Origin of the sequence: Pseudomonas citronellolis (assembly GCF_029335315.1) — a bacterium.
Taxonomy (GTDB): domain Bacteria; phylum Pseudomonadota; class Gammaproteobacteria; order Pseudomonadales; family Pseudomonadaceae; genus Pseudomonas; species Pseudomonas citronellolis_A.
This window is the reverse complement of record NZ_JARJLT010000383.1, coordinates 17,597-38,870: the sequence shown is the minus strand read 5'-3', so window position 1 is coordinate 38,870 and position 21,274 is coordinate 17,597. Positions and strand designations below refer to the sequence as shown.

Below are 21,274 nucleotides of genomic sequence, written 5' to 3'. Positions count from 1 at the left end.
TACAAAGCCCCCTCCCGCATCAATTCCAGCAACTCCGCATTCGACACCCCCGGCCGCTCCCCCAGCAAACCTGCCAGGTGCCCACAGAACGCCGCGCAACCCAGGCTGGCGCCGGCCTGCCCGGCCACCCGCACGGCCGCGCCGAAGTCCGCCTGCGGGCTGTTCAACCACGACCACTCGCCCTCGCCACAACGCGCATCGCCGGTCACCCGCAGCACGCCGGGATAGGCCGCCGGAAACACCGGTTCGCCGCGCGCGGGGCTGGACGCACAGACCAGCACGCCGGCCGCCACCAGCTCGGCGATGGCCTCGCGGAGGATCGGCCGGTCCTGGCGCACGCCCAGGCTCAGGTTGACCAGGCGCACACCCCGCTCGCCCAGCCAGCGCAACGCGGCGGCGATCTGCAATGGGCTGGTCACGCCGCGCCCGTCGAACACCTGGGCCACCTGGAAGCGCGCTTGCGGGGCACGGGAGAGGATGGCTTGCAGCACAGCCGAACCATGACCAAGGGCGTCGTCCAGCAGGTCACCACCGTCCACGCCTTCGTCGGTCAGGAAGAATCGCCGGCCCACCAGCACCGCGCCGGCCTGGTTCTCGGCATGGCCACTGTCGACCACGCCCACCAATACCTCAGCCACCCTGCCCTCCCACGACCACCCGCGGCACCTCGCGCACGCTCAGGCGGCCGTCCTGCAGCTCCAGGCGCAGGTCGGCCTCGGCCAGGGTCGAGGGGCGGTGGCTGACGAGGATGCGCGTGCGCCCGGCGAACAGCCGGTCGATGGCGGCGATCACTTCGCGCTCGGTGCTTTCGTCCACCTGCGAGGTGGCTTCGTCGAGGATCAGGATCAGCGGGTCCTGGAGCAGCGCGCGGGCGATGGCGATGCGCTGCTTCTGCCCGCCGGAAAGCTGCTGGCCGCGTTCGCCCAGGGGGCTGTCGAGGCCCTCGGGGAGGCTGGCGATCAGGCTGTCGAGCTGGGCCAGGGCGGCGACCCGCTCGATCTCCGCGCGGCTGACGTGGGGCGCGCTGTAGGACAGGTTGTCGGCCAGGCTGCCACGGAACAGCACCAGTTCCTGGCTGACCACGGCGATGCGTCGGCGCAGCTCGAACAGGTCCAGCTCGCGCAGGTCCACGCCGTCGAGCAGGATGCGCCCCTGCTCCGGGTCGTAGAAGCGTTGCAGTAGGTCGATCAGCGTCGATTTGCCGACCCCCGACGGCCCGCTCAGGGCCACCTTGCGGCCCACCGGGATGCACGCGTTGAGGTCTTGCAGCACCGGCTGGCCGCGCCCGGCGTGGCTGAAGCCGAGGTTTTCCAGGCGCAGCTCGCCGCACGTCGGCATCGGCCTGGGATTGGCCGGGCTGGCGACGCCCGGCGCCTCGCCGCGCAGCTCCATCACCCGGCCCAGGCTGACGGTCATGCGTTGCAGCGCCACGTACAGGCCGAGCAGGCTCTGCACCGGGCCGATGGCCATGCCCAGGTAGGTGGAGAAAGCGATCAGCGAGCCCAGCTGCCAGGTGCCCTGCACCACCCAGTAGCCGCCGACCAGGAAGGCGCAGGCGCGCGACAGCGACATCAGCGTCCCCGGCAGCGCCTGGGTGAAGAATTCGGTGAGTTGCAGGCGCAGCAGCTGGCCCAGGTAGCCCTGCCCCAGGCCTTCCAGGCGCCCGGCCTCGCGGCCCTGCTGGCCGGCGGACTGGATGAACTTCATCGCCGGCAGGGTCTCGACGAAGAACGACGACAGGTCGGCCGAGCGCTCGCGCAGCTGGCGCGCCTCGCGCTCGACCTTCTTGCGCATCCAGCGCAGCCAGAGCACGTCCAGCGGGATCAGCACGGCCACCAGCAGCGACAGCTTCCAGCTCAGAGTCAGCAGCAGCGCCAGCGAGCCGACCAGGCCGATCACGCTGGACACCGCCGAGAACAGCGAGTCCACCGCGAAGCGCTGGATCTCGGCGACGTCGCCGTCCAGCCGCGACATCAGGTCGCCGATGCGCCGGCGGGCGAAGAAGGTCGGCGAAAGCGTCTGCAGGTGGCGGTACAGCGCGTCGCGCAGGGCGAACAGGATGCGCCCGGAAAGCCGCGTGTGCAGGTAGCGGTTGACCCCGGAAAGCACCGTGCCGAGCAGCCCGACCACGATCATCGCCCCGGCCAGCAGCGCCAGGGTCGGGAAGTTGCGCGCCAGCAGGCCGTCGTCGATCAGCAGCTTGGTCAGCCAGGGTTGCGCCAGGGCCAGCAGCGAGGCGCACAGCGCCAGCCCGAGCAGGCCGAAAATGGCCAGGCGCTGCGGGCGGACGAAGCCGTACAGCCAGTGCAGCGCGTTCTTCAGGGCCTTGGGGTCGTCGCTGTCGATCAGGCGGGTGAAGAACATCAGCCGCCCTTCAGTTGCTTGAGTTTGCGGTACAGGGTGGCGCGGCTGATGCCCAGCGCGCCGGCGGCCGCCGAGACGTTGCCCTGGTGGCGGTCCAGCGCCTGGCGGATCAGCTCCATCTCGGTCTCGCGGATGCGCCCGGTGGGCTGCCGCTCGCCGGCGGCGAGTTCCTCCAGGGTGCTGTCCGGCAGATGGTCGAGGCCCAGCGTGCGCTCGCCGTCCTCGCGCATCGCCAGGGCGGTGCGCAGCACCATCTCCAGTTGGCGGATGTTGCCCGGCCAGTGATAGTCGGCGAGCAGCCCGAACAGCTCGGCGTCCAGGCGCACTTCGGGCGCGCCGAGCTTGGCCAGCAGGCCCTGGGCCAGTTCGCCGAGGTCGTCGCGCTCGCGCAGCGCCGGCAGGCGCACGCTGATGCCGTTGACGCGGTAGTAGAGGTCTTCGCGGAAGTGCTTTTCCTCGACCTGGCGCTTGAGGTCGCGGTGGGTGGCGCAGATCAGCGCCACGTCGATGTCCTGTTCCTCGCCGGCGCCCAGCGGCGCCACCTTGCGCTCCTGCAGCACACGCAGCAGGCGCGCTTGCAGGGCCAGCGGCATGTCGCCGATCTCGTCGAGGAACAGCGTGCCGCCGTGGGCCTGTTGCAGGCGCCCGACCATGCCGCCGCGCCGCGAGCCGGTGAAGGCGCCCTCGCGGTAGCCGAACAGCTCGGACTCGATCAGGCCTTCGGGAATGGCCGCGCAGTTCACCGCGACGAAGGGCTTGCCGGCCCGCGCACCGCTCTGGTGCAGGGTCCGCGCCAGCACTTCCTTGCCGCTGCCGGTTTCGCCCAGCAGCAGCACCGGCAGTTCGTTGGCCAGGCCCTGCCGGGCCATGCGCAGGGCGCGGGCGTAGCGCGGGTTGCCGCCGGCCAGCGCTTCGAGGTTCGGCGTGGCCTGGGCCGCGCGCTGCGGCTGGCGCGCCGGCACCGACACGGCGGCGTTGCGCAACGGCGCCTGCAGCACCTTGTAGTGGAACTCGCCCTTGGCCGTCTGCAGGCTGCCGCTGGCGTCGGGTTGCAGGCGCGCCAGCAGCTGTTCGCCACGGGCCCCCAGGAGTTCTTCGCAACGCCGCCCGAGCAGGGCTTCGCGCGGCGCGCCGAGCAGTTGGCAGGCCGGCGTGCTGAGGGCCAGGATGCGCCCTTCGAGGCTCAGCGCCAGCAGGCCCTGCCAGGGTGAATCGAGGTACTGGCGGCGGCTGTGGAAGGACAGCACTACCTGCCCCGGATGGCTGGCGGCGAACAGCCGCGCCTCGATCTGCAGCGCCGCGCGGCTGAGCAGGGTCAGGCTTTCCACCGGGCCGGCCAGCGGGCCTTCGCGGGTCAGGTCGAGCACCCCGAGCAGCTTGCCCTGCGGGCAACTGATCGGCACCGAGGTGCAGGAGAAGCGGCTGAGGCGTTCCAGGTAGTGTTCGCCGCAGTCGATCTGGGTGGCGCGGCCTTCGACCAGGGCGGTGCCCAGGGCGTTGGTGCCGCGCGCCGCCTCGCTCCAGCAGGCGCCCAGGCTGATGTCTTCCAGGCCGATGCGGCGCAGGCGTTCGTGGGCGCCGTCCACCGAGACGATGGTGGCGTCGGCGTTGGCCAGGATCACCAGGGCGTCGTGGCCCTGGCGCTGGCGCAGGTAATCCAGTTCGGGGGTGGCGGCGTCGAGCAGCAGGCGGTTGTTGCCCAGCAGCAGTTCGATGCCGGCGCGGTTCTCCAGGTCCTGGTCGTTGCCGCTGCCGCAGTCCAGGCCGTGGCCCAGGCTGCGTCGCCAGGAGGCGTCGATTTCCTCGCGCAGCACACCGCTGGGCAGCTGGCCCTCGCGTTGCAGGCGTTCGCGGGCCCGGTGGGCCTCGCGCAGCAGGTCGCTGCTTATTGTTCTTGTCATGTCGATCTCGGCTCCGCTTGCCCGCGCGGTGCATCGCCACGCGGGACGCTCAGGCTGGTCAGGGACTGTCTACACCCGTCCTCCCCTTCAGTAAAGAGGACGCTCGGTTGGCCGGCAACGCACGCAATTAGCGGGCCAGCCGGTTGGCGGCGAAGTGATTGACAGTCCCTCGACGCAGGTTTACGTTAACGTAAAGGTAAACGAACGAGCAAGCCCGATGGCAACCACCTACAGCATTTCCGAACTGGCCCGCGAACTGGACGTCACCACCCGCGCCATCCGCTTCTACGAGGAGCAGGGCATGCTCAGCCCCGAGCGTCGCGGCCAGGAGCGCATCTACAGCCCCAAGGACCTGGTGGCGCTGAAGCTGATCCTGCGCGGCAAGCGCATCGGTTTCTCGCTGGCCGAGTGCAAGGAGCTGATCGACCTCTACGACCCCAGCAGCGACAACCGCAAGCAGCTCGAGACCTTCATGGGCAAGATCGCCGCGCGTCGCGCGCAGCTGGAACAGCAGATGCTCGACATCGAGCAGATGAAGCTGGAACTGGACACGGCCGAGGAACGCTGCCTGGCGGCCCTCGCCGACACCGAGAAGAAGCAACGCGCCACCGTGTGAGCGCCCTCCCCTCATCCAAGTACAAGAAATAGGTGCAACCATGAGCTACCCGTCCCTCAACTTCGGCCTCGGCGAAACCATCGACATGCTGCGGGATTCCGTCCATCAGTTCGCCCAGGCCGAGCTGGCCCCGCGTGCGGCGCAGATCGACCGCGACAACGAGTTCCCCATGGACATGTGGCGCAAGTTCGGCGACATGGGCCTGCTGGGCATGACCGTGGAAGAGGAGTACGGCGGCACCAACATGGGCTACCTGGCCCACGTGGTGGCGATGGAGGAGATCAGCCGCGCGTCCGCCTCGGTCGGCCTGTCCTACGGTGCCCACTCGAACCTGTGCCTCAACCAGATCCGCAAGAACGGCACCCACGAGCAGAAGCAGAAGTACCTGCCCAAGCTGTGCTCCGGCGAACACGTCGGCGCGCTGGCGATGAGCGAGCCCAACGCCGGTTCCGACGTCGTGTCGATGAAGCTGCGCGCCGAGAAGAAGGGCGACCGCTATGTGCTCAACGGCAACAAGATGTGGATCACCAACGGCCCGGACGCCAACACCTACGTGATCTACGCCAAGACCGACGTCAACGCCGGCTCGCGCGGGATGACCGCGTTCATCGTCGAGCGCGACTTCAAGGGCTTCTCCCGCCACCAGAAGCTGGACAAGCTGGGCATGCGCGGTTCCAACACCTGCGAACTGGTGTTCGAGGACGTCGAAGTGCCGGAGGAAAACATCCTCGGCGCCGAAGGCCGTGGCGTGGCCGTGCTGATGAGCGGCCTGGACTACGAACGCACCGTGCTCTCCGGCGGCCCGACCGGGATCATGACCGCCTGCATGGACGTGGTGCTGCCCTACGTGCACGAGCGCCAGCAGTTCAAGCAGTCGATCGGCGAATTCCAGCTGGTGCAGGGCAAGCTGGCCGACATGTACGCCGGCATGAACGCCTCCAAGTCCTACCTGTACAACGTGGCCAAGGCCTGCGACCGCGGCGAGGAGTCGCGCAAGGACGCCGCCGCGGTGATCCTCTACACCGCCGAGATGGCCACCAAGATGGCCCTGGACACCATCCAACTGCTCGGCGGCAACGGCTACACCAACGAGTACCCGGCCGGCCGCCTGCTGCGCGACGCCAAGCTCTACGAGATCGGCGCCGGCACCAGCGAGATCCGCCGCATGCTGATCGGCCGCGAGCTGTTCAACGAAACCCGCTGAACCCAACCGCCGCGCATTTGTAGGAGCGGACCCTGTCCGCGAAATCCCGGCAACGCCGGGACAAGAACCTCGCGGAGAAGCTCCGCTCCTACAAGGCACCCGACAAGCTCGTGGAGACGCCATGACCATCCTCGGCACCCAACTCAACACCCGCTCCCCGGAATACGCGGCCAACGCCGCGACCATGCTGGAGGGCGTCCAGGACCTGCGCGCCCTGCTCGGCCGCGTCCATGAAGGCGGCGGCGCCGCCGCCCAGGCCAAGCACACCGCGCGTGGCAAGCTGCTGGTGCGCGAGCGCATCAACCGCCTGCTCGACGCCGGCTCGCCGTTCCTCGAAGTCTCCGCCCTGGCCGCCCACGAGGTGTACGGCGAGGACGTCGCCGCCGCCGGCGTGGTCGCCGGCATCGGCCGCGTCGAAGGCGTGGAATGCATGATCGTCGGCAACGACGCCACGGTGAAGGGCGGCAGCTACTACCCGCTGACCGTGAAGAAGCACCTGCGCGCCCAGGCCATCGCCCAGCAGAACCGCCTGCCGTGCATCTACCTGGTGGACTCCGGCGGCGCCAACCTGCCGCGCCAGGACGAGGTGTTCCCGGACCGCGAGCACTTCGGGCGGATCTTCTTCAACCAGGCCAACATGAGCGCCCAGGGCATCCCGCAGATCGCCGTGGTGATGGGCTCGTGCACCGCCGGCGGCGCCTACGTGCCGGCGATGAGCGACGAGACCATCATGGTCCGCGAGCAGGCCACCATCTTCCTCGCCGGCCCGCCGCTGGTGAAGGCCGCCACCGGCGAGGTGGTCAGCGCCGAGGACCTGGGCGGCGCCGACGTGCACTGCAAGACCTCCGGCGTGGCCGACCACTACGCCGAGGACGATGCCCACGCCCTGGCCATCGCCCGCCGTTGCGTCGCCAACCTCAACTGGACCAAGCGCGGCAAGCTCAACAGCCTGGCCCCGCGCGCGCCGCTGTACCCGGCCGAGGAGCTGTACGGGGTGATCCCGGTGGACAGCAAGCAGCCGTTCGACGTGCGCGAGATCATCGCGCGGCTGGTCGACGGCAGCGAATTCGACGAGTTCAAGGCGCTGTTCGGCACCACCCTGGTGTGCGGCTTCGCCCACCTGCACGGCTACCCGGTGGCGATCCTCGCCAACAACGGCATCCTCTTCGCCGAGGCCGCGCAGAAAGGCGCGCACTTCATCGAGCTGGCCTGCCAGCGCGGCATCCCGCTGGTGTTCCTGCAGAACATCACCGGCTTCATGGTCGGCCAGAAGTACGAGGCCGGCGGCATCGCCAAGCACGGCGCCAAGCTGGTCACCGCAGTGGCCTGCGCCCAGGTGCCGAAGTTCACCGTGATCATCGGCGGCAGCTTCGGCGCCGGCAACTATGGCATGTGCGGCCGCGCCTACGACCCGCGCTTCCTGTGGATGTGGCCCAACGCGCGGATCGGCGTGATGGGTGGTGAACAGGCCGCCGGCGTGCTGGCCCAGGTCAAGCGCGAACAGGCCGAACGCGCCGGCAACACGCTGAGCGCCGAGGAAGAGGCCAAGATCAAGGCACCGATCCTCGCCCAGTACGAACGCCAGGGGCACCCCTACTACTCCAGCGCGCGGCTGTGGGACGACGGCGTGATCGACCCGGCGCAGACCCGCGAGGTCCTCGCCCTGGCCCTGTCCGCCTCGCTCAACGCGCCCATCGAAGCGACCCGCTTCGGCGTCTTCCGCATGTAAGGCCGCTGCCATGACCGACTTTCAGAACATCCAGCTGGAAAAAGACCCGCGCGGCGTCGCCACCCTGTGGCTGAACCGTCCGGACAAAAACAACGCCTTCAACGCCCAGACCATCGCCGAGCTGATCCTGGCGCTGGACCAGGTGAGCGACGACGCCGGGGTGCGCCTGCTGGTCCTGCGCGGCCGCGGCAAGCACTTCTGCGGCGGCGCCGACCTGGGCTGGATGCAGGAGGCGGCCAAACTCGACTACCAGGGCAACCTCGCCGACGCCCAGCAACTGGCCGAGCTGCTGACCAACCTGCACCGCCTGAAGAAGCCGACCCTGGCCGTGGTCCAGGGCGCGGCCTTTGGCGGCGGTGTCGGCCTGGTGGCCTGCTGCGACATGGCCCTGGGCAGCGAACAGGCGCAGTTCTGCCTGTCGGAAGTGCGCATCGGGCTGATCCCCGCGACCATCGGGCCCTTCGTCAGCAAGGCCATCGGCCAGCGCGCGGCGACCCGCTACGCCCTCACCGCCGAACGCTTCGACGGCAAGCGCGCCCGCGAGCTGGGCCTGCTGGATGAGTGCTACGCCGCCGAGGAACTCGACGCCAGGGTCGAGGCCTGGGTCGCCAACCTGCTGAACAACAGTCCGGCCGCCCTGGTGGCCTGCAAGGCGCTGTTCCAGGAGATCGGCAGCGGCGAGCTGAGCCCCGAGCTGCGTCGCTACACCGAGGCCGCCATCGCCCGCATCCGCGTCAGCCCCGAGGGCCAGGAAGGGCTGCACGCCTTCCTCGAAAAGCGCACGCCGGCCTGGCAGAACTGAGCCGCCACCACTTAGGAGCTAGAACAATGATCACGACCCTACTGGTGGCCAACCGCGGCGAGATCGCCTGCCGGGTGATGCGCACCGCCAAGGCCCTGGGCCTGACCACCGTCGCCGTGCACAGCGCCACCGACCGAAACGCCCGGCATGTCGAGGAGGCGGATATCGCCGTCGACCTGGGCGGCGCCAAGCCCGCCGAATCCTACCTGCGCGCCGACGCCGTGCTGGCCGCGGCCAAGGCCGCCGGCGCCCAGGCGATCCACCCCGGCTACGGCTTCCTCTCGGAGAACGCCGGCTTCGCCCGCGCCTGCGAAGAGGCCGGGCTGGTGTTCCTCGGCCCGCCGGCCAGCGCCATCGACGCCATGGGCAGCAAGTCCGCGGCCAAGGCGCTGATGGAAGACGCCGGCGTCCCCCTGGTGCCCGGCTACCACGGCGAGGCCCAGGACTACGCCACCTTCCAGCGCGAAGCCGCGCGCATCGGCTACCCGGTGCTGCTCAAGGCCGCCGCCGGCGGTGGCGGCAAGGGCATGAAGGTGGTGGAGCGCGAAAGCGAGCTGGCCGAGGCCCTGGAGTCCGCCCAGCGTGAAGCGCAGTCCGGCTTCGGCGACTCGCGCATGCTGGTGGAGAAATACCTGACCAAGCCGCGCCACGTGGAAATCCAGGTGTTCGCCGACCAGCACGGTAACTGCCTGTACCTCAACGAGCGCGACTGCTCGATCCAGCGCCGCCACCAGAAGGTGGTCGAGGAAGCCCCCGCCCCCGGCCTCTCGGTGGAACTGCGCCGGGGCATGGGCGAGGCCGCCGTGCGCGCCGCCCAGGCCATCGGCTACGTCGGCGCCGGCACCGTGGAGTTCCTCTATGACGAAGCCGGCGAGCAGTTCTTCTTCATGGAAATGAACACCCGCCTGCAGGTGGAGCACCCGGTCACCGAGGCCATCACCGGCCTCGACCTGGTCGCCTGGCAGATCCGCGTGGCCCGTGGCGAGCCGCTGCCGATCACCCAGGAACAGGTGCCGCTGATCGGCCACGCCATCGAAGTGCGGCTCTACGCCGAGGACCCCGAGGGCGGCTTCCTGCCGGCCAGCGGCCACCTCGACCTGTACCGCGAACCGCCGGCCGGCCCCGGCCGCCGGGTCGACAGCGGCATCCGCGAGGGCGACGACATCTCGCCGTTCTACGACCCCATGCTGGCCAAGCTGATCGCCTGGGGCGAGAACCGCGAGGAAGCCCGCCAGCGCCTGCTGGCGATGCTCGGCGAAACCGCCGTGGGCGGCTTCAAGACCAACCTGGCGTTCCTCCGCCGGGTGCTGGCCCACCCGGCCTTCGCCGCCGCCGAGCTGGACACCGGCTTCATCGCCCGCCATCAGGAGCAACTGCTGCCGGCGGCCAGCGAGCTGCCGCCGCAGTTCTGGCAGCTGGCCGGCGAAGCCTGGGCGCAGAGCGAAGCCGAGCGCGTGCGCGGCGACGACGCCCATTCGCCGTGGAGCGCCCGCGACGGCTGGCGCAGCGGCCTGCCGGGGGAAACCGACCTGCACCTGCTGGCCAAGGGCGAGTCCCAGGTGGTGCGCCTGCGCCACGCCGACGGCGTGCGCGGCGCGCGCCTGAACGGCGACTGGCTGGACGTCGACCTGGACGGCCTGCGCCGGCGTCACCAGGCGCTGCGCAAAGGCGACAGCCTGTACCTGGAATGGCAGGGCGAACTGGTGCCGGTGCGCCGCTTCGACCCCATCGCCGAAGCCGAGGCCGCCCACGCCCACCACGGTGGCCTGGGCGCGCCGATGAACGGCAGCATCGTGCGCATCCTGGTCGAGCCCGGCCAGGCGGTGGAAGCCGGCGCCGCCCTGGTGGTGCTGGAAGCCATGAAGATGGAACACAGCATTCGCGCGCCGCACGCCGGCGTGGTGAAATCGCTGTATTGCAGCGAAGGCGAGCTGGTTTCCGAAGGCACGGCGTTGGTCGAGCTGGAAGAAGCCTGACCCTTGCGTAGGGCGTATAACGCTCCGCGTTATACGCCGTTTGGCCTTGGCTCCCGGCGCGATGCGGATTGGGTCACGGAGCACCTGTTTCGGAGCGCTCCAGGCTCGACCACGAAGCCGGGCATGAGCTCGGTGAAGCGGCGAATAACCGCGAACGGTTATTCGCCCTACGCTCCGCCCGCCACCGCTGCGCAGGACAGTCCCCCACAGAACACAACGAGGACCCAGCATGCCCCTGCCCCAACACGTCCGCCTGGTCGAAGTCGGCCCGCGCGACGGCCTGCAGAACGAGAAACAGCCGATCAGCGTCGCCGACAAGGTGCGCCTGGTCGACGACCTGAGCGCCGCCGGCCTCGCCTACGTCGAGGTCGGCAGCTTCGTGTCGCCCAAGTGGGTGCCGCAGATGGCCGGCTCCGCCGAGGTCTTCGCCGGCATCCGGCAGAAGCCCGGCGTCACCTACGCCGCCCTGGCGCCCAACCTCAAGGGCTTCGAGGCGGCACTGGAAGCCGGGGTGAAGGAAGTCGCGGTGTTCGCCGCCGCCTCCGAGGCCTTCTCGCAGAAGAACATCAACTGCTCGATCAAGGACAGCCTGGAGCGCTTCGTGCCGGTGATGGACGCCGCCCGCGAGCACGGCATCCGCGTGCGCGGCTACGTGTCCTGTGTGCTCGGCTGCCCGTACCAGGGCGAGGTCGACGTGCAGCAGGTCGCCGCCGTGGCCGCCGAGCTGGACGCCATGGGCTGCTACGAAGTGTCCCTGGGCGACACCATCGGCGTCGGCACCGCCGGCGCCACCCGCCACATGTTCGAGGTGGTCGCCGGCCGCGTGGCCCGCGAGCGCCTGGCCGGGCATTTCCACGACACCTACGGCCAGGCCCTGGCGAACATCTACGCCAGCCTCCTGGAGGGCATCGCGGTGTTCGACAGCTCAGTCGCCGGCCTCGGCGGCTGCCCCTACGCCAAGGGCGCCACCGGCAACGTGGCGACCGAGGACGTGCTCTACCTGCTCAACGGCCTGGGCATCCACACCGGCATCGACCTCGACGCATTGATCGCCGCCGGCCAGCGCATCTGCGCGGTGCTCGACAAGCCCAACGGCTCCCGCGTGGCCCGCGCGCGCCTGGCCAGCGCCTGACGCGACACCGTTACTGCTCTTCGTAGGAGCGAGCTTGCTCGCGAACGCTCTTGGCCCTGAACGCCCGGCGTGAAGCGTGTTCGCGAGCAAGCTCGCTCCTACAGTACCGTGGGCGGATAACCGTTCGCGGTTATCCGCGCGCGACGTCCGGCGGCGGATAACGCCTAGGGCGTTATGCGCCCTACGTGGCCACGAGCGCCCGCCGTAGCAGAGATTCCCCCATCGATTGATACGGCCATTGATTGATACGGATAGTGCAACAGGGTTTATCACTGCCCGTGATAATCAAAATTCTCCCGTTCGATTAGCGACTTAGAGGGCCCGAACGCAGACTCCGCCTCATTAGAAATATCTTTTGAATTAAAAATGGCCGGAGACTTCCCCATGGAGCGTGCACTCAAACCCTTGCGAATCCCCCTGGCACTGGCCGCCGTCCTGGTGCTCAGCGCCTGCGGCAAAACCCAGGACGCCGCGCAGAACATGCCGGCGCCCAAGGTCAGCGTCGCGGAAGTTATCGAACAGCCGGTCAACGAGTGGGACGAGTTCACCGGCCGCCTGGAGGCGCCCGAATCCGTCGAGCTGCGTCCGCGCGTTTCCGGCTACATCGACAAGGTCACCTTCCGCGAAGGCGCCCTGGTGAAGAAAGGCGACCTGCTGTTCCAGATCGACCCGCGGCCGTTCCAGGCCGAGGTGCATCGCCTGGAAGCCCAACTGCAACAGACCCGCGCCAACCAGACCCGCACCGCCAACGAGGCCGCCCGTGGCGACCGCCTGCGCGCCACCAACGCCATCTCCGCCGAACTGGCCGACGCCCGCAGCGCCGCCGCCACCGAGGCGCGCGCCCAGGTCGCGGCGACCCAGGCCGAGCTGGACAACGCCCGCCTGAACCTGTCCTTCACCCAGATCACCGCGCCCATCGACGGCCGCGTCTCGCGCGCCGAAGTGACCGCCGGCAACCTGGTCAACTCCGGGCAGAGCCTGCTCACCACCCTGGTCTCCACCGACAAGGTCTACGCCTACTTCGACGCCGACGAGCGCGTCTACCTGAAGTACGTGGCCATGGCCCGCGCCGGCGGCCCGGACGCCCGCGGCAGCACCCCGGTGTACCTCGGCCTGACCGGCGAGGACGGCTTCCCGCACCTGGGCCGCCTGGACTTCCTCGACAACCAGGTCAACCCGAAGACCGGCACCATCCGTGGCCGCGCGGTGTTCGACAACAAGGACGGCCTGTACACCCCCGGCCTCTACGCGCGCATCAAGCTGGTCGGCTCCGGCACCTACGCCGCCGCGCTGATCAAGGACGAAGCGGTCGGCACCGACCTTGGCAAGAAGTTCGTGCTGGTGGTCGGCGCCGACAAGAAGGTGGCCTACCGCGGCATCGAGCTGGGGCCGAAGCTGGAAGGCCTGCGCATCGTCCGCAGCGGCCTGGCCAAGGGCGACCGCATCGTGGTCAACGGCCTGCAGCGTGTGCGCCCCGGCGCCGAGGTGGACGCCCAGGGCGTGCCCATGGCCAGCCCGGACACCCTCGCCGCCCTCGCCGGCCAGCGCCAGGCGCTGGAGGCCAGCCAGCCGCAGAAGGTCGCCGAACAGGCGAACGGCAAGGCCAACCGCATCTGATCTGACGGCAACCGCCCCCCCGTCCGGGGGGCTCCCAGAGTACGCAGTACCCGGCCCCGGTCCCACCCGGGGTCGCGGGTGACCTTTGTCCAGGGTTCAGCGCGCTGCGCAGCAGGAAACCACAATGAACTTCTCGCAATTCTTCGTGCAGCGGCCGATCTTCGCCGCCGTGCTCTCGCTGATCATCCTGATCGGCGGGGCCATCTCGCTGTTCCAGTTGCCGATCAGCGAATACCCCGAAGTCGTGCCGCCCACCGTGGTGGTGCGCGCCAACTTCCCCGGCGCCAACCCCAAGGTGATCGGCGAGACCGTCGCCGCGCCCCTGGAACAGGCCATCACCGGCGTCGAGAACATGCTCTACATGTCCTCGCAGTCCACCGCCGACGGCAAGATGACCCTGACCATCACCTTCGCCCTGGGCACCGACCTGGACAACGCCCAGGTGCAGGTGCAGAACCGCGTGACGCGGACCGAGCCGAAGCTGCCCGAAGAGGTCACCCACATCGGCATCACCGTCGACAAGGCCTCGCCCGACCTGACCATGGTCGTGCACCTGACCTCGCCGGATAACCGCTACGACATGCTCTACCTGTCCAACTACGCCATCCTCAACATCAAGGACGAGCTGGCGCGCCTGGACGGCGTGGGCGACGTGCAGCTGTTCGGCATGGGCGACTACTCGCTGCGCGTGTGGCTCGACCCGAACAAGGTGGCCTCGCGCAACCTGACCGCCACCGACGTGGTCAACGCCATTCGCGAGCAGAACCGCCAGGTCGCCGCCGGCGCCCTCGGCGCGCCGCCCGCGCCCAGCGCCACCAGCTTCCAGCTGTCGATCAACACCCAGGGCCGCCTGGTCAGCGAGGAAGAGTTCGAGAACATCATCATCCGCAGCGGCCCGGACGGCGAGATCACCCGCCTGAAGGACATCGCGCGCATCGAACTGGGCTCCAGCCAGTACGCCCTGCGCTCGCTGCTGGACAACCAGCCGGCGGTGGCCATCCCGATCTTCCAGCGCCCCGGCTCCAACGCCATCGCCATCTCCAACGAGGTGCGCGCGAAGATGGCCGAGCTGAAGAAGGAGTTCCCCCAGGGCGTGGACTACTCCATCGTCTATGACCCGACCATCTTCGTCCGTGGCTCCATCGAGGCGGTGGTGCACACCCTGTTCGAAGCGCTGATCCTGGTGGTGCTGGTGGTGGTGCTGTTCCTGCAGACCTGGCGCGCCTCGATCATCCCGCTGGCCGCCGTGCCGGTGTCGCTGATCGGCACCTTTGCGGTGATGCACGCCTTCGGCTTCTCGCTCAACGCGCTGTCGCTGTTCGGCCTGGTGCTGGCCATCGGCATCGTGGTGGACGACGCCATCGTGGTGGTGGAGAACGTCGAACGAAACATCGGCCTCGGGCTGACACCGATCGAGGCGACCAAGCGCGCCATGAAGGAAGTGACCGGACCGATCATCGCCACCGCCCTGGTGCTGTGCGCCGTGTTCGTGCCGACCGCGTTCATCTCCGGCCTCACCGGGCAGTTCTACCGGCAGTTCGCGCTGACCATCGCGATTTCCACCGTGATCTCCGCGTTCAACTCGCTGACCCTGTCGCCGGCCCTGGCCGCCGTGCTGCTCAAGGGCCACCACGAGCCGAAGGACCGCTTCTCGCTGGTGCTCGACAAGCTGCTGGGCAGCTGGCTGTTCCGCCCCTTCAACCGCTTCTTCGACCGCGCCAGCCATGGCTACGTCGGCACCGTGACCCGCGTGCTGCGCGGCAGCTCGATCGCCCTGGTGATCTACGCCGGGCTGATCGGCCTGACCTACCTGGGCTTCTCCAGCACCCCGACCGGCTTCGTGCCGCAACAGGACAAGCAGTACCTGGTGGCCTTCGCCCAGCTGCCCGACGCAGCGACCCTCGACCGCACCGAGGCGGTGATCAAGCGCATGTCGGAAATCGCCGGCAAGCACCCGGGCATCGAGCACACCGTGTCCTTCCCGGGCCTGTCGATCAACGGCTTCACCAACAGCCCGAACAGCGGCATCGTCTTCACCCCGCTGAAGGACTTCGACCAGCGCAAGGGCCCGGGCATGTCCGCCGGCGAGATCGCCGCCGAGCTGAACAAGCAGTTCGCCGACATCCAGGACGCCTACATCGCCATCTTCCCGCCGCCGCCGGTACAGGGGCTGGGGACCATCGGCGGCTTCCGGGTGCAGGTCGAGGACCGTGGCAGCCTGGGCTACGAGGAGCTCTACAACCAGACCCAGAACATCCTCAACAAGGCCCGCGCGCTGCCCGAGCTGAACCCCATGTCGGTGTTCACCAGCTACCAGGTGAACGTGCCGCAGGTGGACGCCGCCATCGACCGCGAGAAGGCCAAGACCCACGGCGTGGCCATCAGCGACATCTTCGACACCCTGCAGGTGTACCTGGGTTCGCTGTACGCCAACGACTTCAACCGCTTCGGCCGCACCTACCAGGTCAACGTCCAGGCCGACCAGCGCTTCCGCCTGGACCCGGAACAGATCGGCCAGCTGAAGGTGCGCAACAACCTCGGTGAAATGGTCCCGCTGGCCACCTTCATCAAGATCAGCGACACCTCCGGCCCCGACCGGGTGATGCACTACAACGGCTTCATCACCGCCGAGATCAACGGCGCCGCGGCGCCCGGCTACAGCTCCGGCCAGGCCGAGGCGGCGATGGAGAAACTGCTCAAGCAGGAACTGCCCAACGGCATGACCTACGAGTGGACCGACCTGACCTACCAGCAGATCCTCGCCGGCAACACCGCGGCCTTCGTCTTCCCGCTCTGCGTGCTCCTGGCCTTCCTGGTGCTCGCCGCTCTGTACGAGAGCTGGGGCCTGCCGCTGGCGGTGATCCTGATCGTGCCGATGACCCTGCTGTCGGCCATCGGCGGCGTGATCGTCGCCGGCGGCGACAACAACATCTTCACCCAGATCGGCCTGATCGTGCTGGTGGGCCTGGCGTGCAAGAACGCCATCCTCATCGTCGAGTTCGCCAAGGACAAGCAGGAAGAAGGCATGGACCGCGTCGCCGCCGTACTGGAAGCCTGCCGCCTGCGCCTGCGGCCGATCCTGATGACCTCCATCGCCTTCATCATGGGTGTGGTGCCGCTGGTGCTGTCCACCGGCGCCGGCGCCGAGATGCGCCACGCGATGGGCGTCGCGGTGTTCTCCGGGATGCTCGGGGTGACCTTCTTCGGCCTGCTGCTGACACCGGTGTTCTACGTCCTGATCCGTCGCTTCATGGAAGCCCGCGAAGCGAAGAAACACGCACGCCTGACCCACGAGGCTAGCCACGCATGAAACTGCAACTCTTCGCCCCCGCGCTGCTGGCCCTGAGCCTCAGCGCCTGCATGGTCGGCCCCGACTACAAGCGCCCGGACACCGCGCCGGCCGCCCTGGAAACCGGCACGGCGTCCCTCGACCGCAGCCGTTACGAAGACGCCTGGTGGAAACAGTTCGACGACCCGGTGCTGACCCAGCTGGTCGACCAGGCCCTGAAGGAAAACCGTGAGCTGCGCGTGGCCTACGACCGCGTGCTGGCCTCGCGGGCGATCCGCGACGACGTCTCCAACGACCGCTTCCCCACCGTGACCAGCCGCGCCTCCTCGCAGGTCGGCAAGGGCCAGGTGCCGGGGCAGACCGAGGACCGCGTCAACCAGGAGCGCTACGACCTGGGCCTGGACATGATCTGGGAGGTCGACCTGTTCGGCCGCGTGCGCCGCGAACTGGAATCGGCCGACGCCCAGAGCCAGGCCGCCCAGGCCGACCTGCAGCAGTTGCAGGTCAGCCTGATCGCCGAGCTGGCCGACGCCTATGGCCAGCTGAGAGGTGCGCAGCTGCGCGAAGGCATCGCCCGCGACAACCTGAAGAACCAGAGCGAATCCCGCGACCTGACCGTGCAGCTGCGCGACAACGGCGTGGGCAACGAGCTCGACGTGCAGCGCGCCGAAGCCCGCCTGGCCGCCACCGAAGCCACCCTGCCGCAACTGCAGGCCGAGGAAGTGCGCCAGCGCAACCGCATCGCCACCCTCCTCGGCCAGCGCCCGGACCAACTGAGCGTGGACCTCTCGCCCAAGCAGTTGCCGGCCATCGCCAAGGCCCTGCCGATCGGCGACCCCGGCGACCTGCTGCGCCGCCGCGCCGACGTCAGCGCCGCCGAACGCCGGCTGGCCGCAGCCACCGCCGATGTCGGCGTGGCCACCGCCGACCTGTTCCCGAAGATCAGCCTCGGCGGCTTCCTCGGCTACACCGCCGGGCGCGGCTCGCAGATCGGTTCCTCCGCCGCCAGCGCCTGGGGCGTGTCGCCGACCATCAGCTGGGCGGCCTTCGACCTGGGCAGCGTGCGCGCCCGCCTGCGCGCCTCCAAGGCCGACGCCGACGCCGCGCTCGCCACCTATGAGCAGCAGGTGCTGCTGGCCCTGGAAGAGTCCTCCAACGCCTTCAGCGACTACGGCAAGCGCCAGCAACGCATGGTGGTGCTGGTGCGCCAGTCCGAGGCCAGCCGCAAGGCCGCCGAACTGGCCGGCGTGCAGTACCGCGAAGGCACCCTGGACTTCCTCAACCTGCTGGACGCCGAACGCGAACAGCTGGCCGCCGAAGACGCCCAGGCGCTGGCCGAAGTCGACGTCTATCGCGGCATAGTCGCCATCTACAAGGCCCTCGGCGGCGGCTGGCAGCCCCAGGCCTGACAGGTTCCTCCTGGCCACTCTCCGGCCACTTGCCCCGCGATCCGACGCTGCCGATCGCGGGGCTTTTTTTCATCCTTTCCAGCCAGAAGCAGGCCATCGACCACATCCTGCACCTCCTGTTGTCCATCCCGCCCTTCGGTATTTGGTTGATTGTGTAGGGCTCGCTCCATCGAGTAACAGCCGACACAGCGCAAGGATTCAGGCTCGGAAAAATCACATGCCTAGCTGCAAGATGCAGGGGCTGCCAGTACGTGTTGCGAATAAACTCAGAGGTAAGAGCTTCAATAGCTTTGACTTGTTCAGGAAGGCGTTCTGGCAAGGCGTTGCTAACGATGCTGAGCTTGCGAGTCAGTTCAACGCACAAAATCTAGCGGATGTAGCCAAAGGGTTAGCGCCAGTCAGCAGGAAGGACGGACACGCAGGAAAGCGCCGAAAATTTGAAGTCCACCACGTCGAGCACGACCAGGATGGCAGTGGTGTGTACGACCTAGATACTCTGCAAGTAGTTACCGCTCGGAATCACATGGAAATTCATCGTTCGGAGAAGTGAACGGCATGACACGGAAGAACAGTCTGACTGACTACACCGAAGCAGAATTCATTGAGCTGATCTATGCCATCGGCAGTTGCACGACTGAAGAAGAGCGAGATGCGTTACTCGATCAGTGGGACCGGGTGGTGGTGCATCCGGCGGGTACAGACTTGCTTTACTACCCCGTAAAAGGTGCTGATGACTCTCCCGAAGGGATCGCTCGCACGGTGAAGGAGTGGTACGCCGCTAATGGGCTGCCGGGCTTCAGGGTAGGGTAATTTCTCTATCGGATATCCCATCCCCCACCGAAATCGATCGAAAGCGTTCCATGAGCTCCACATTCAAAGACCCAATATGGTCCCGGATGCTGTGCTCCCGAGTTTTTTCTGGAGCCCATCCGCCATGATGCGGCCTGATGCAAAAGTCGAAAAAGTCTACCTGCACGCCAAACCTGTCGACTTCCGCCCTAGTGGATCACATCCTTGTCTACAAGGTGTGGTGACTGGGTGACGAGGACACGTGTCGTCGGATAAGCGCTGACGAAGCCGCCAGGACAGAACGCGGTGACCAGATGTTCGTTGTGTCGGCGATCGTGGCGACTGTGACGTTGTTGCTCTTGTTGAAGCGGGCCGAATGAGGGGCTTTCCTGCCGATCTTTGGGATGAGTCCTATGCTCGTGGCGTCTTTTCTGTTGTTAGGGTCTGTCGTTGGTCCCTGCAAGCATGGAGATGATCTGTGCCTGGCCGGGCTCGAACGGTTCGATGCTTAATGGCAGAGGGATTCTGATTGAGAGCACTAGCTTGCCTTGGGGACAAAACTACATACGGACAAGTCATATCAGCTACGGCGACTTGGTTCGAAGGTAACAAAGCCATTGCCCAAACCGGCGACCTTGCTCGATGCGACAAATGCAAGGGGGCGTTTCCCATCAATGGAACGGCGTACGAATGGTCGGAGCAGCGGCCGTATGTGGCTACGGGCGATAGAGTGCTTTGCGGATGCCCCGACCACGTAGTGTATGGCTCGACCACTCAGTATACGAACTCACCCACCAGCCCAAAGGCTACATCAGCCCCGAAGTCGAACTTCACCGCGCCAACGCCCTCTCCTGCATCGGCTCCTGCCGCCAAACTCTTCACTACGGCACAACCACAGGTAAAGCCTGCCCCGGTTTTCGCCAAGTGCTGCAAGTTGCCCGATTCGGTAATCGATTACAGCACGTCGTCGGGCACTTTCCCTGTCGATAATGTGAGCGACTACGGCAACCTTGTGTTGCTCGGCGGCCGGCATGTCGATGACAACGGCAAGCTTGAGCTCAAGAAGATCAGCGGGAATCTGCCGGCTGGACTTGGCTCCTTGGCTCTGCGTGGCCTTCGTCCATCGGGTGCCGAGGCTTCTTGTGGCGGGCTTTGTGATGCGGCTTCCGCAGGTGGAGTGGTGGCTAGCGCCGGGCGTGCAGTTACCGGAGTTGGTGGTCGTGCAGTTGGCGGTGGAATCCTAACTGGAGGGGTTGTAGGCGGCGCGCTTCTTGGCGTTGTGGCGATGCTCTGGCCCTCAAGCCTTGGTGATGGCGCGCTCTATACAGAAGAGCAGCTTCGCACGCTGAAGCAAGGGCGTACCCGAGTCCGTATACGTGTAGAAGAGCAGTCGGACGGCACGCTGAAAGGCTACGGCTACAACACGCAGCTCCGTAGCGACTGGGAAACAATCCCGGTTGTTCAATTCAAGCCAATCGGCAATCAGATGGTTGCCGACTTTGGAGATGGGATCGGGCTGATATGGACGCCTGTTGCTGATCCCATGCCGGGAATTCCACCACTTGAGGCCAGTCCGCAAGCTCCCAACATCCTGATCTACCCGCCTGTAGAGCAAGCTGACAACCTCATCGTCAATCCGATCTATCCGCCGGATTATCGCGATTTCATTCTTGTGTTCCCGGCTGGATCAGGGATTGCGCCGCTCTACATTGTGATGAACGCCCGGCATGACCCGGGGGTTGTCACCGGTACGGGGGAGGATGTCTTCGGTATCTGGTTGGCTGGAGCTAGCGAGGGGCTTGGCGCTCCAATCCCTAAAGAAATTGCTGATCAGCTTAGAGGGAAAGATTACGGCAGCTTTGACAGCTTTAGGCGGGCTCTATGGAGAGCCGTAGCCCTTAGCTCTTCGCTAACAGAGCAGTTTATTGAAAATAACGTTGATCGTATGCGAGAAGGCAAGGCCCCTAAAGCGCGCTACAGGGATAGGGCAGGCAAGCGAGGCTCCTTCGAGTTACACCATAAAAATAAAGTAGCTCAAGGTGGTGGAATTTATGACATTGATAACCTCACAATTGTAACTCCTAAGCATCACATTGACATTCACAGGAGTGAATAATGAAGACCGACATCACCGAGTTCACAGAGGATGAATTTATTACCTTCATGAAGGAGATTCTAATTGCCAATAAGTATCCAACTGATGACGTGCTTGATGTTCTATTAGAGCGATTCTGCAAAATTACTGGCCACCCTGATGGCACGGACTTGATTTACTATCCTGAAGATGGCTCTAGCGGGTCAGCAGAAGATGTAATGCGAACAGTAAAGACATGGCGCGCCGCCAATGGTTTGCCGGGATTCAAAGCGGGTTGACCCGGACAGGGTAGGGTCGATGCAAATTCTAAAGTATCTGCTTCGCTAGATGAGCCTCGCCGTCAAGTAGGGG

16 protein-coding genes and 1 pseudogene are annotated in these 21,274 nt (G+C 66.9%); 14 read left to right on the top strand and 3 right to left on the bottom strand.

Features of this window, described 5'->3' with window-relative positions:
• The 3 genes from qhpE to P3W75_RS29260 form a co-directional block, all read right to left on the bottom strand.
• Positions 1-638, bottom strand: a 638-nt coding sequence (gene qhpE, locus P3W75_RS29270) for a subtilisin-like serine protease QhpE (protein ID WP_276230822.1), incomplete at its 3' end; no start/stop codon positions are given.
• Positions 631-2,364, bottom strand: a complete 1,734-nt coding sequence (locus P3W75_RS29265; protein ID WP_276230821.1) for an ABC transporter ATP-binding protein — start codon at positions 2,362-2,364, stop codon at positions 631-633. The genes qhpE and P3W75_RS29265, both read right to left, overlap by 8 nt.
• On the bottom strand, positions 2,364-4,271 hold the full coding sequence (locus P3W75_RS29260) for a sigma-54-dependent Fis family transcriptional regulator (protein ID WP_276230823.1): 1,908 nt from the start codon (positions 4,269-4,271) through the stop codon (positions 2,364-2,366). The genes P3W75_RS29265 and P3W75_RS29260 overlap by 1 nt, the downstream gene beginning before the upstream one ends.
• Positions 4,272-4,482: 211 nt before the next feature.
• Between P3W75_RS29260 and P3W75_RS29255 the strand changes: the two genes are divergently transcribed.
• From P3W75_RS29255 to P3W75_RS29195, 14 genes and pseudogenes are all read left to right on the top strand, one after another.
• Positions 4,483-4,881 carry a MerR family transcriptional regulator gene (locus tag P3W75_RS29255; protein ID WP_276230820.1) on the top strand — a complete coding sequence of 133 codons (399 nt, stop codon included), beginning with the start codon at positions 4,483-4,485 and terminating at the stop codon, positions 4,879-4,881.
• 40 nt (positions 4,882-4,921) lie between these two features.
• Positions 4,922-6,085, top strand: coding sequence for an isovaleryl-CoA dehydrogenase (locus P3W75_RS29250; protein ID WP_276230819.1), 1,164 nt, complete (start codon positions 4,922-4,924; stop codon positions 6,083-6,085).
• Between the two features lie 121 nt (positions 6,086-6,206).
• A complete protein-coding gene (locus P3W75_RS29245) occupies positions 6,207-7,814 on the top strand; it encodes a carboxyl transferase domain-containing protein (RefSeq protein ID WP_276230818.1) in 1,608 nt (535 codons plus the stop codon).
• Between the two features lie 10 nt (positions 7,815-7,824).
• Positions 7,825-8,616 carry a gamma-carboxygeranoyl-CoA hydratase gene (locus P3W75_RS29240; protein ID WP_276230817.1) on the top strand — a complete coding sequence of 264 codons (792 nt, stop codon included), beginning with the start codon at positions 7,825-7,827 and terminating at the stop codon, positions 8,614-8,616.
• A 26-nt stretch (positions 8,617-8,642) separates the two neighbouring features.
• On the top strand, positions 8,643-10,592 hold the full coding sequence (locus P3W75_RS29235; protein ID WP_276230816.1) for an acetyl/propionyl/methylcrotonyl-CoA carboxylase subunit alpha: 1,950 nt from the start codon (positions 8,643-8,645) through the stop codon (positions 10,590-10,592).
• A gap of 229 nt (positions 10,593-10,821) precedes the next feature.
• Positions 10,822-11,724, top strand: a complete 903-nt coding sequence (locus tag P3W75_RS29230) for a hydroxymethylglutaryl-CoA lyase (protein WP_276230815.1) — start codon at positions 10,822-10,824, stop codon at positions 11,722-11,724.
• A 384-nt stretch (positions 11,725-12,108) separates the two neighbouring features.
• On the top strand, positions 12,109-13,341 hold the full coding sequence (mexE, locus tag P3W75_RS29225; protein WP_276230814.1) for a multidrug efflux RND transporter periplasmic adaptor subunit MexE: 1,233 nt from the start codon (positions 12,109-12,111) through the stop codon (positions 13,339-13,341).
• Positions 13,342-13,465: 124 nt separating this feature from the next.
• Positions 13,466-16,651, top strand: coding sequence for an efflux RND transporter permease subunit (locus tag P3W75_RS29220; protein WP_276230813.1), 3,186 nt, complete (start codon positions 13,466-13,468; stop codon positions 16,649-16,651).
• Positions 16,648-18,039: an efflux transporter outer membrane subunit gene (locus P3W75_RS29215; RefSeq protein ID WP_276230812.1), complete on the top strand. Its 1,392-nt coding sequence runs from the start codon at positions 16,648-16,650 to the stop codon at positions 18,037-18,039. The genes P3W75_RS29220 and P3W75_RS29215 overlap by 4 nt, the downstream gene beginning before the upstream one ends.
• 217 nt (positions 18,040-18,256) lie before the next feature.
• Positions 18,257-18,589, top strand: a complete 333-nt coding sequence (locus P3W75_RS29210; RefSeq protein ID WP_276230811.1) for a hypothetical protein — start codon at positions 18,257-18,259, stop codon at positions 18,587-18,589.
• Between the two features lie 5 nt (positions 18,590-18,594).
• Positions 18,595-18,849 carry a bacteriocin immunity protein gene (locus P3W75_RS29205; RefSeq protein ID WP_276230810.1) on the top strand — a complete coding sequence of 85 codons (255 nt, stop codon included), beginning with the start codon at positions 18,595-18,597 and terminating at the stop codon, positions 18,847-18,849.
• Positions 18,850-19,357: 508 nt separating this feature from the next.
• Positions 19,358-19,564: pseudogene (locus P3W75_RS31850) on the top strand (PAAR domain-containing protein); the annotation flags it as partial.
• A 198-nt stretch (positions 19,565-19,762) separates the two neighbouring features.
• On the top strand, positions 19,763-20,944 hold the full coding sequence (locus P3W75_RS29200) for an S-type pyocin domain-containing protein (RefSeq protein ID WP_276230809.1): 1,182 nt from the start codon (positions 19,763-19,765) through the stop codon (positions 20,942-20,944).
• Positions 20,944-21,201, top strand: coding sequence for a bacteriocin immunity protein (locus P3W75_RS29195; protein ID WP_276230808.1), 258 nt, complete (start codon positions 20,944-20,946; stop codon positions 21,199-21,201). The genes P3W75_RS29200 and P3W75_RS29195 overlap by 1 nt, the downstream gene beginning before the upstream one ends.
• The last annotated feature ends 73 nt before the right edge of the window (positions 21,202-21,274 follow it).

What these genes read in the sequence shown, in the direction of transcription:
- P3W75_RS29265 (WP_276230821.1), bottom strand. Translation starts at nt 2,364, where the DNA reads ATGTTCTTCACCCGCCTGATCGACAGCGACGACCCCAAGGCCCTGAAG.
- P3W75_RS29255 (WP_276230820.1), top strand. Translation starts at nt 4,483, where the DNA reads ATGGCAACCACCTACAGCATTTCCGAACTGGCCCGCGAACTGGACGTC.
- P3W75_RS29210 (WP_276230811.1), top strand. Translation starts at nt 18,257, where the DNA reads ATGCCTAGCTGCAAGATGCAGGGGCTGCCAGTACGTGTTGCGAATAAA.
- P3W75_RS29230 (WP_276230815.1), top strand. Translation starts at nt 10,822, where the DNA reads ATGCCCCTGCCCCAACACGTCCGCCTGGTCGAAGTCGGCCCGCGCGAC.
- P3W75_RS29205 (WP_276230810.1), top strand. Translation starts at nt 18,595, where the DNA reads ATGACACGGAAGAACAGTCTGACTGACTACACCGAAGCAGAATTCATT.
- P3W75_RS29215 (WP_276230812.1), top strand. Translation starts at nt 16,648, where the DNA reads ATGAAACTGCAACTCTTCGCCCCCGCGCTGCTGGCCCTGAGCCTCAGC.
- P3W75_RS29250 (WP_276230819.1), top strand. Translation starts at nt 4,922, where the DNA reads ATGAGCTACCCGTCCCTCAACTTCGGCCTCGGCGAAACCATCGACATG.
- P3W75_RS29220 (WP_276230813.1), top strand. Translation starts at nt 13,466, where the DNA reads ATGAACTTCTCGCAATTCTTCGTGCAGCGGCCGATCTTCGCCGCCGTG.
- P3W75_RS29245 (WP_276230818.1), top strand. Translation starts at nt 6,207, where the DNA reads ATGACCATCCTCGGCACCCAACTCAACACCCGCTCCCCGGAATACGCG.
- P3W75_RS29235 (WP_276230816.1), top strand. Translation starts at nt 8,643, where the DNA reads ATGATCACGACCCTACTGGTGGCCAACCGCGGCGAGATCGCCTGCCGG.
- P3W75_RS29240 (WP_276230817.1), top strand. Translation starts at nt 7,825, where the DNA reads ATGACCGACTTTCAGAACATCCAGCTGGAAAAAGACCCGCGCGGCGTC.
- P3W75_RS29195 (WP_276230808.1), top strand. Translation starts at nt 20,944, where the DNA reads ATGAAGACCGACATCACCGAGTTCACAGAGGATGAATTTATTACCTTC.
- mexE (WP_276230814.1), top strand. Translation starts at nt 12,109, where the DNA reads ATGGAGCGTGCACTCAAACCCTTGCGAATCCCCCTGGCACTGGCCGCC.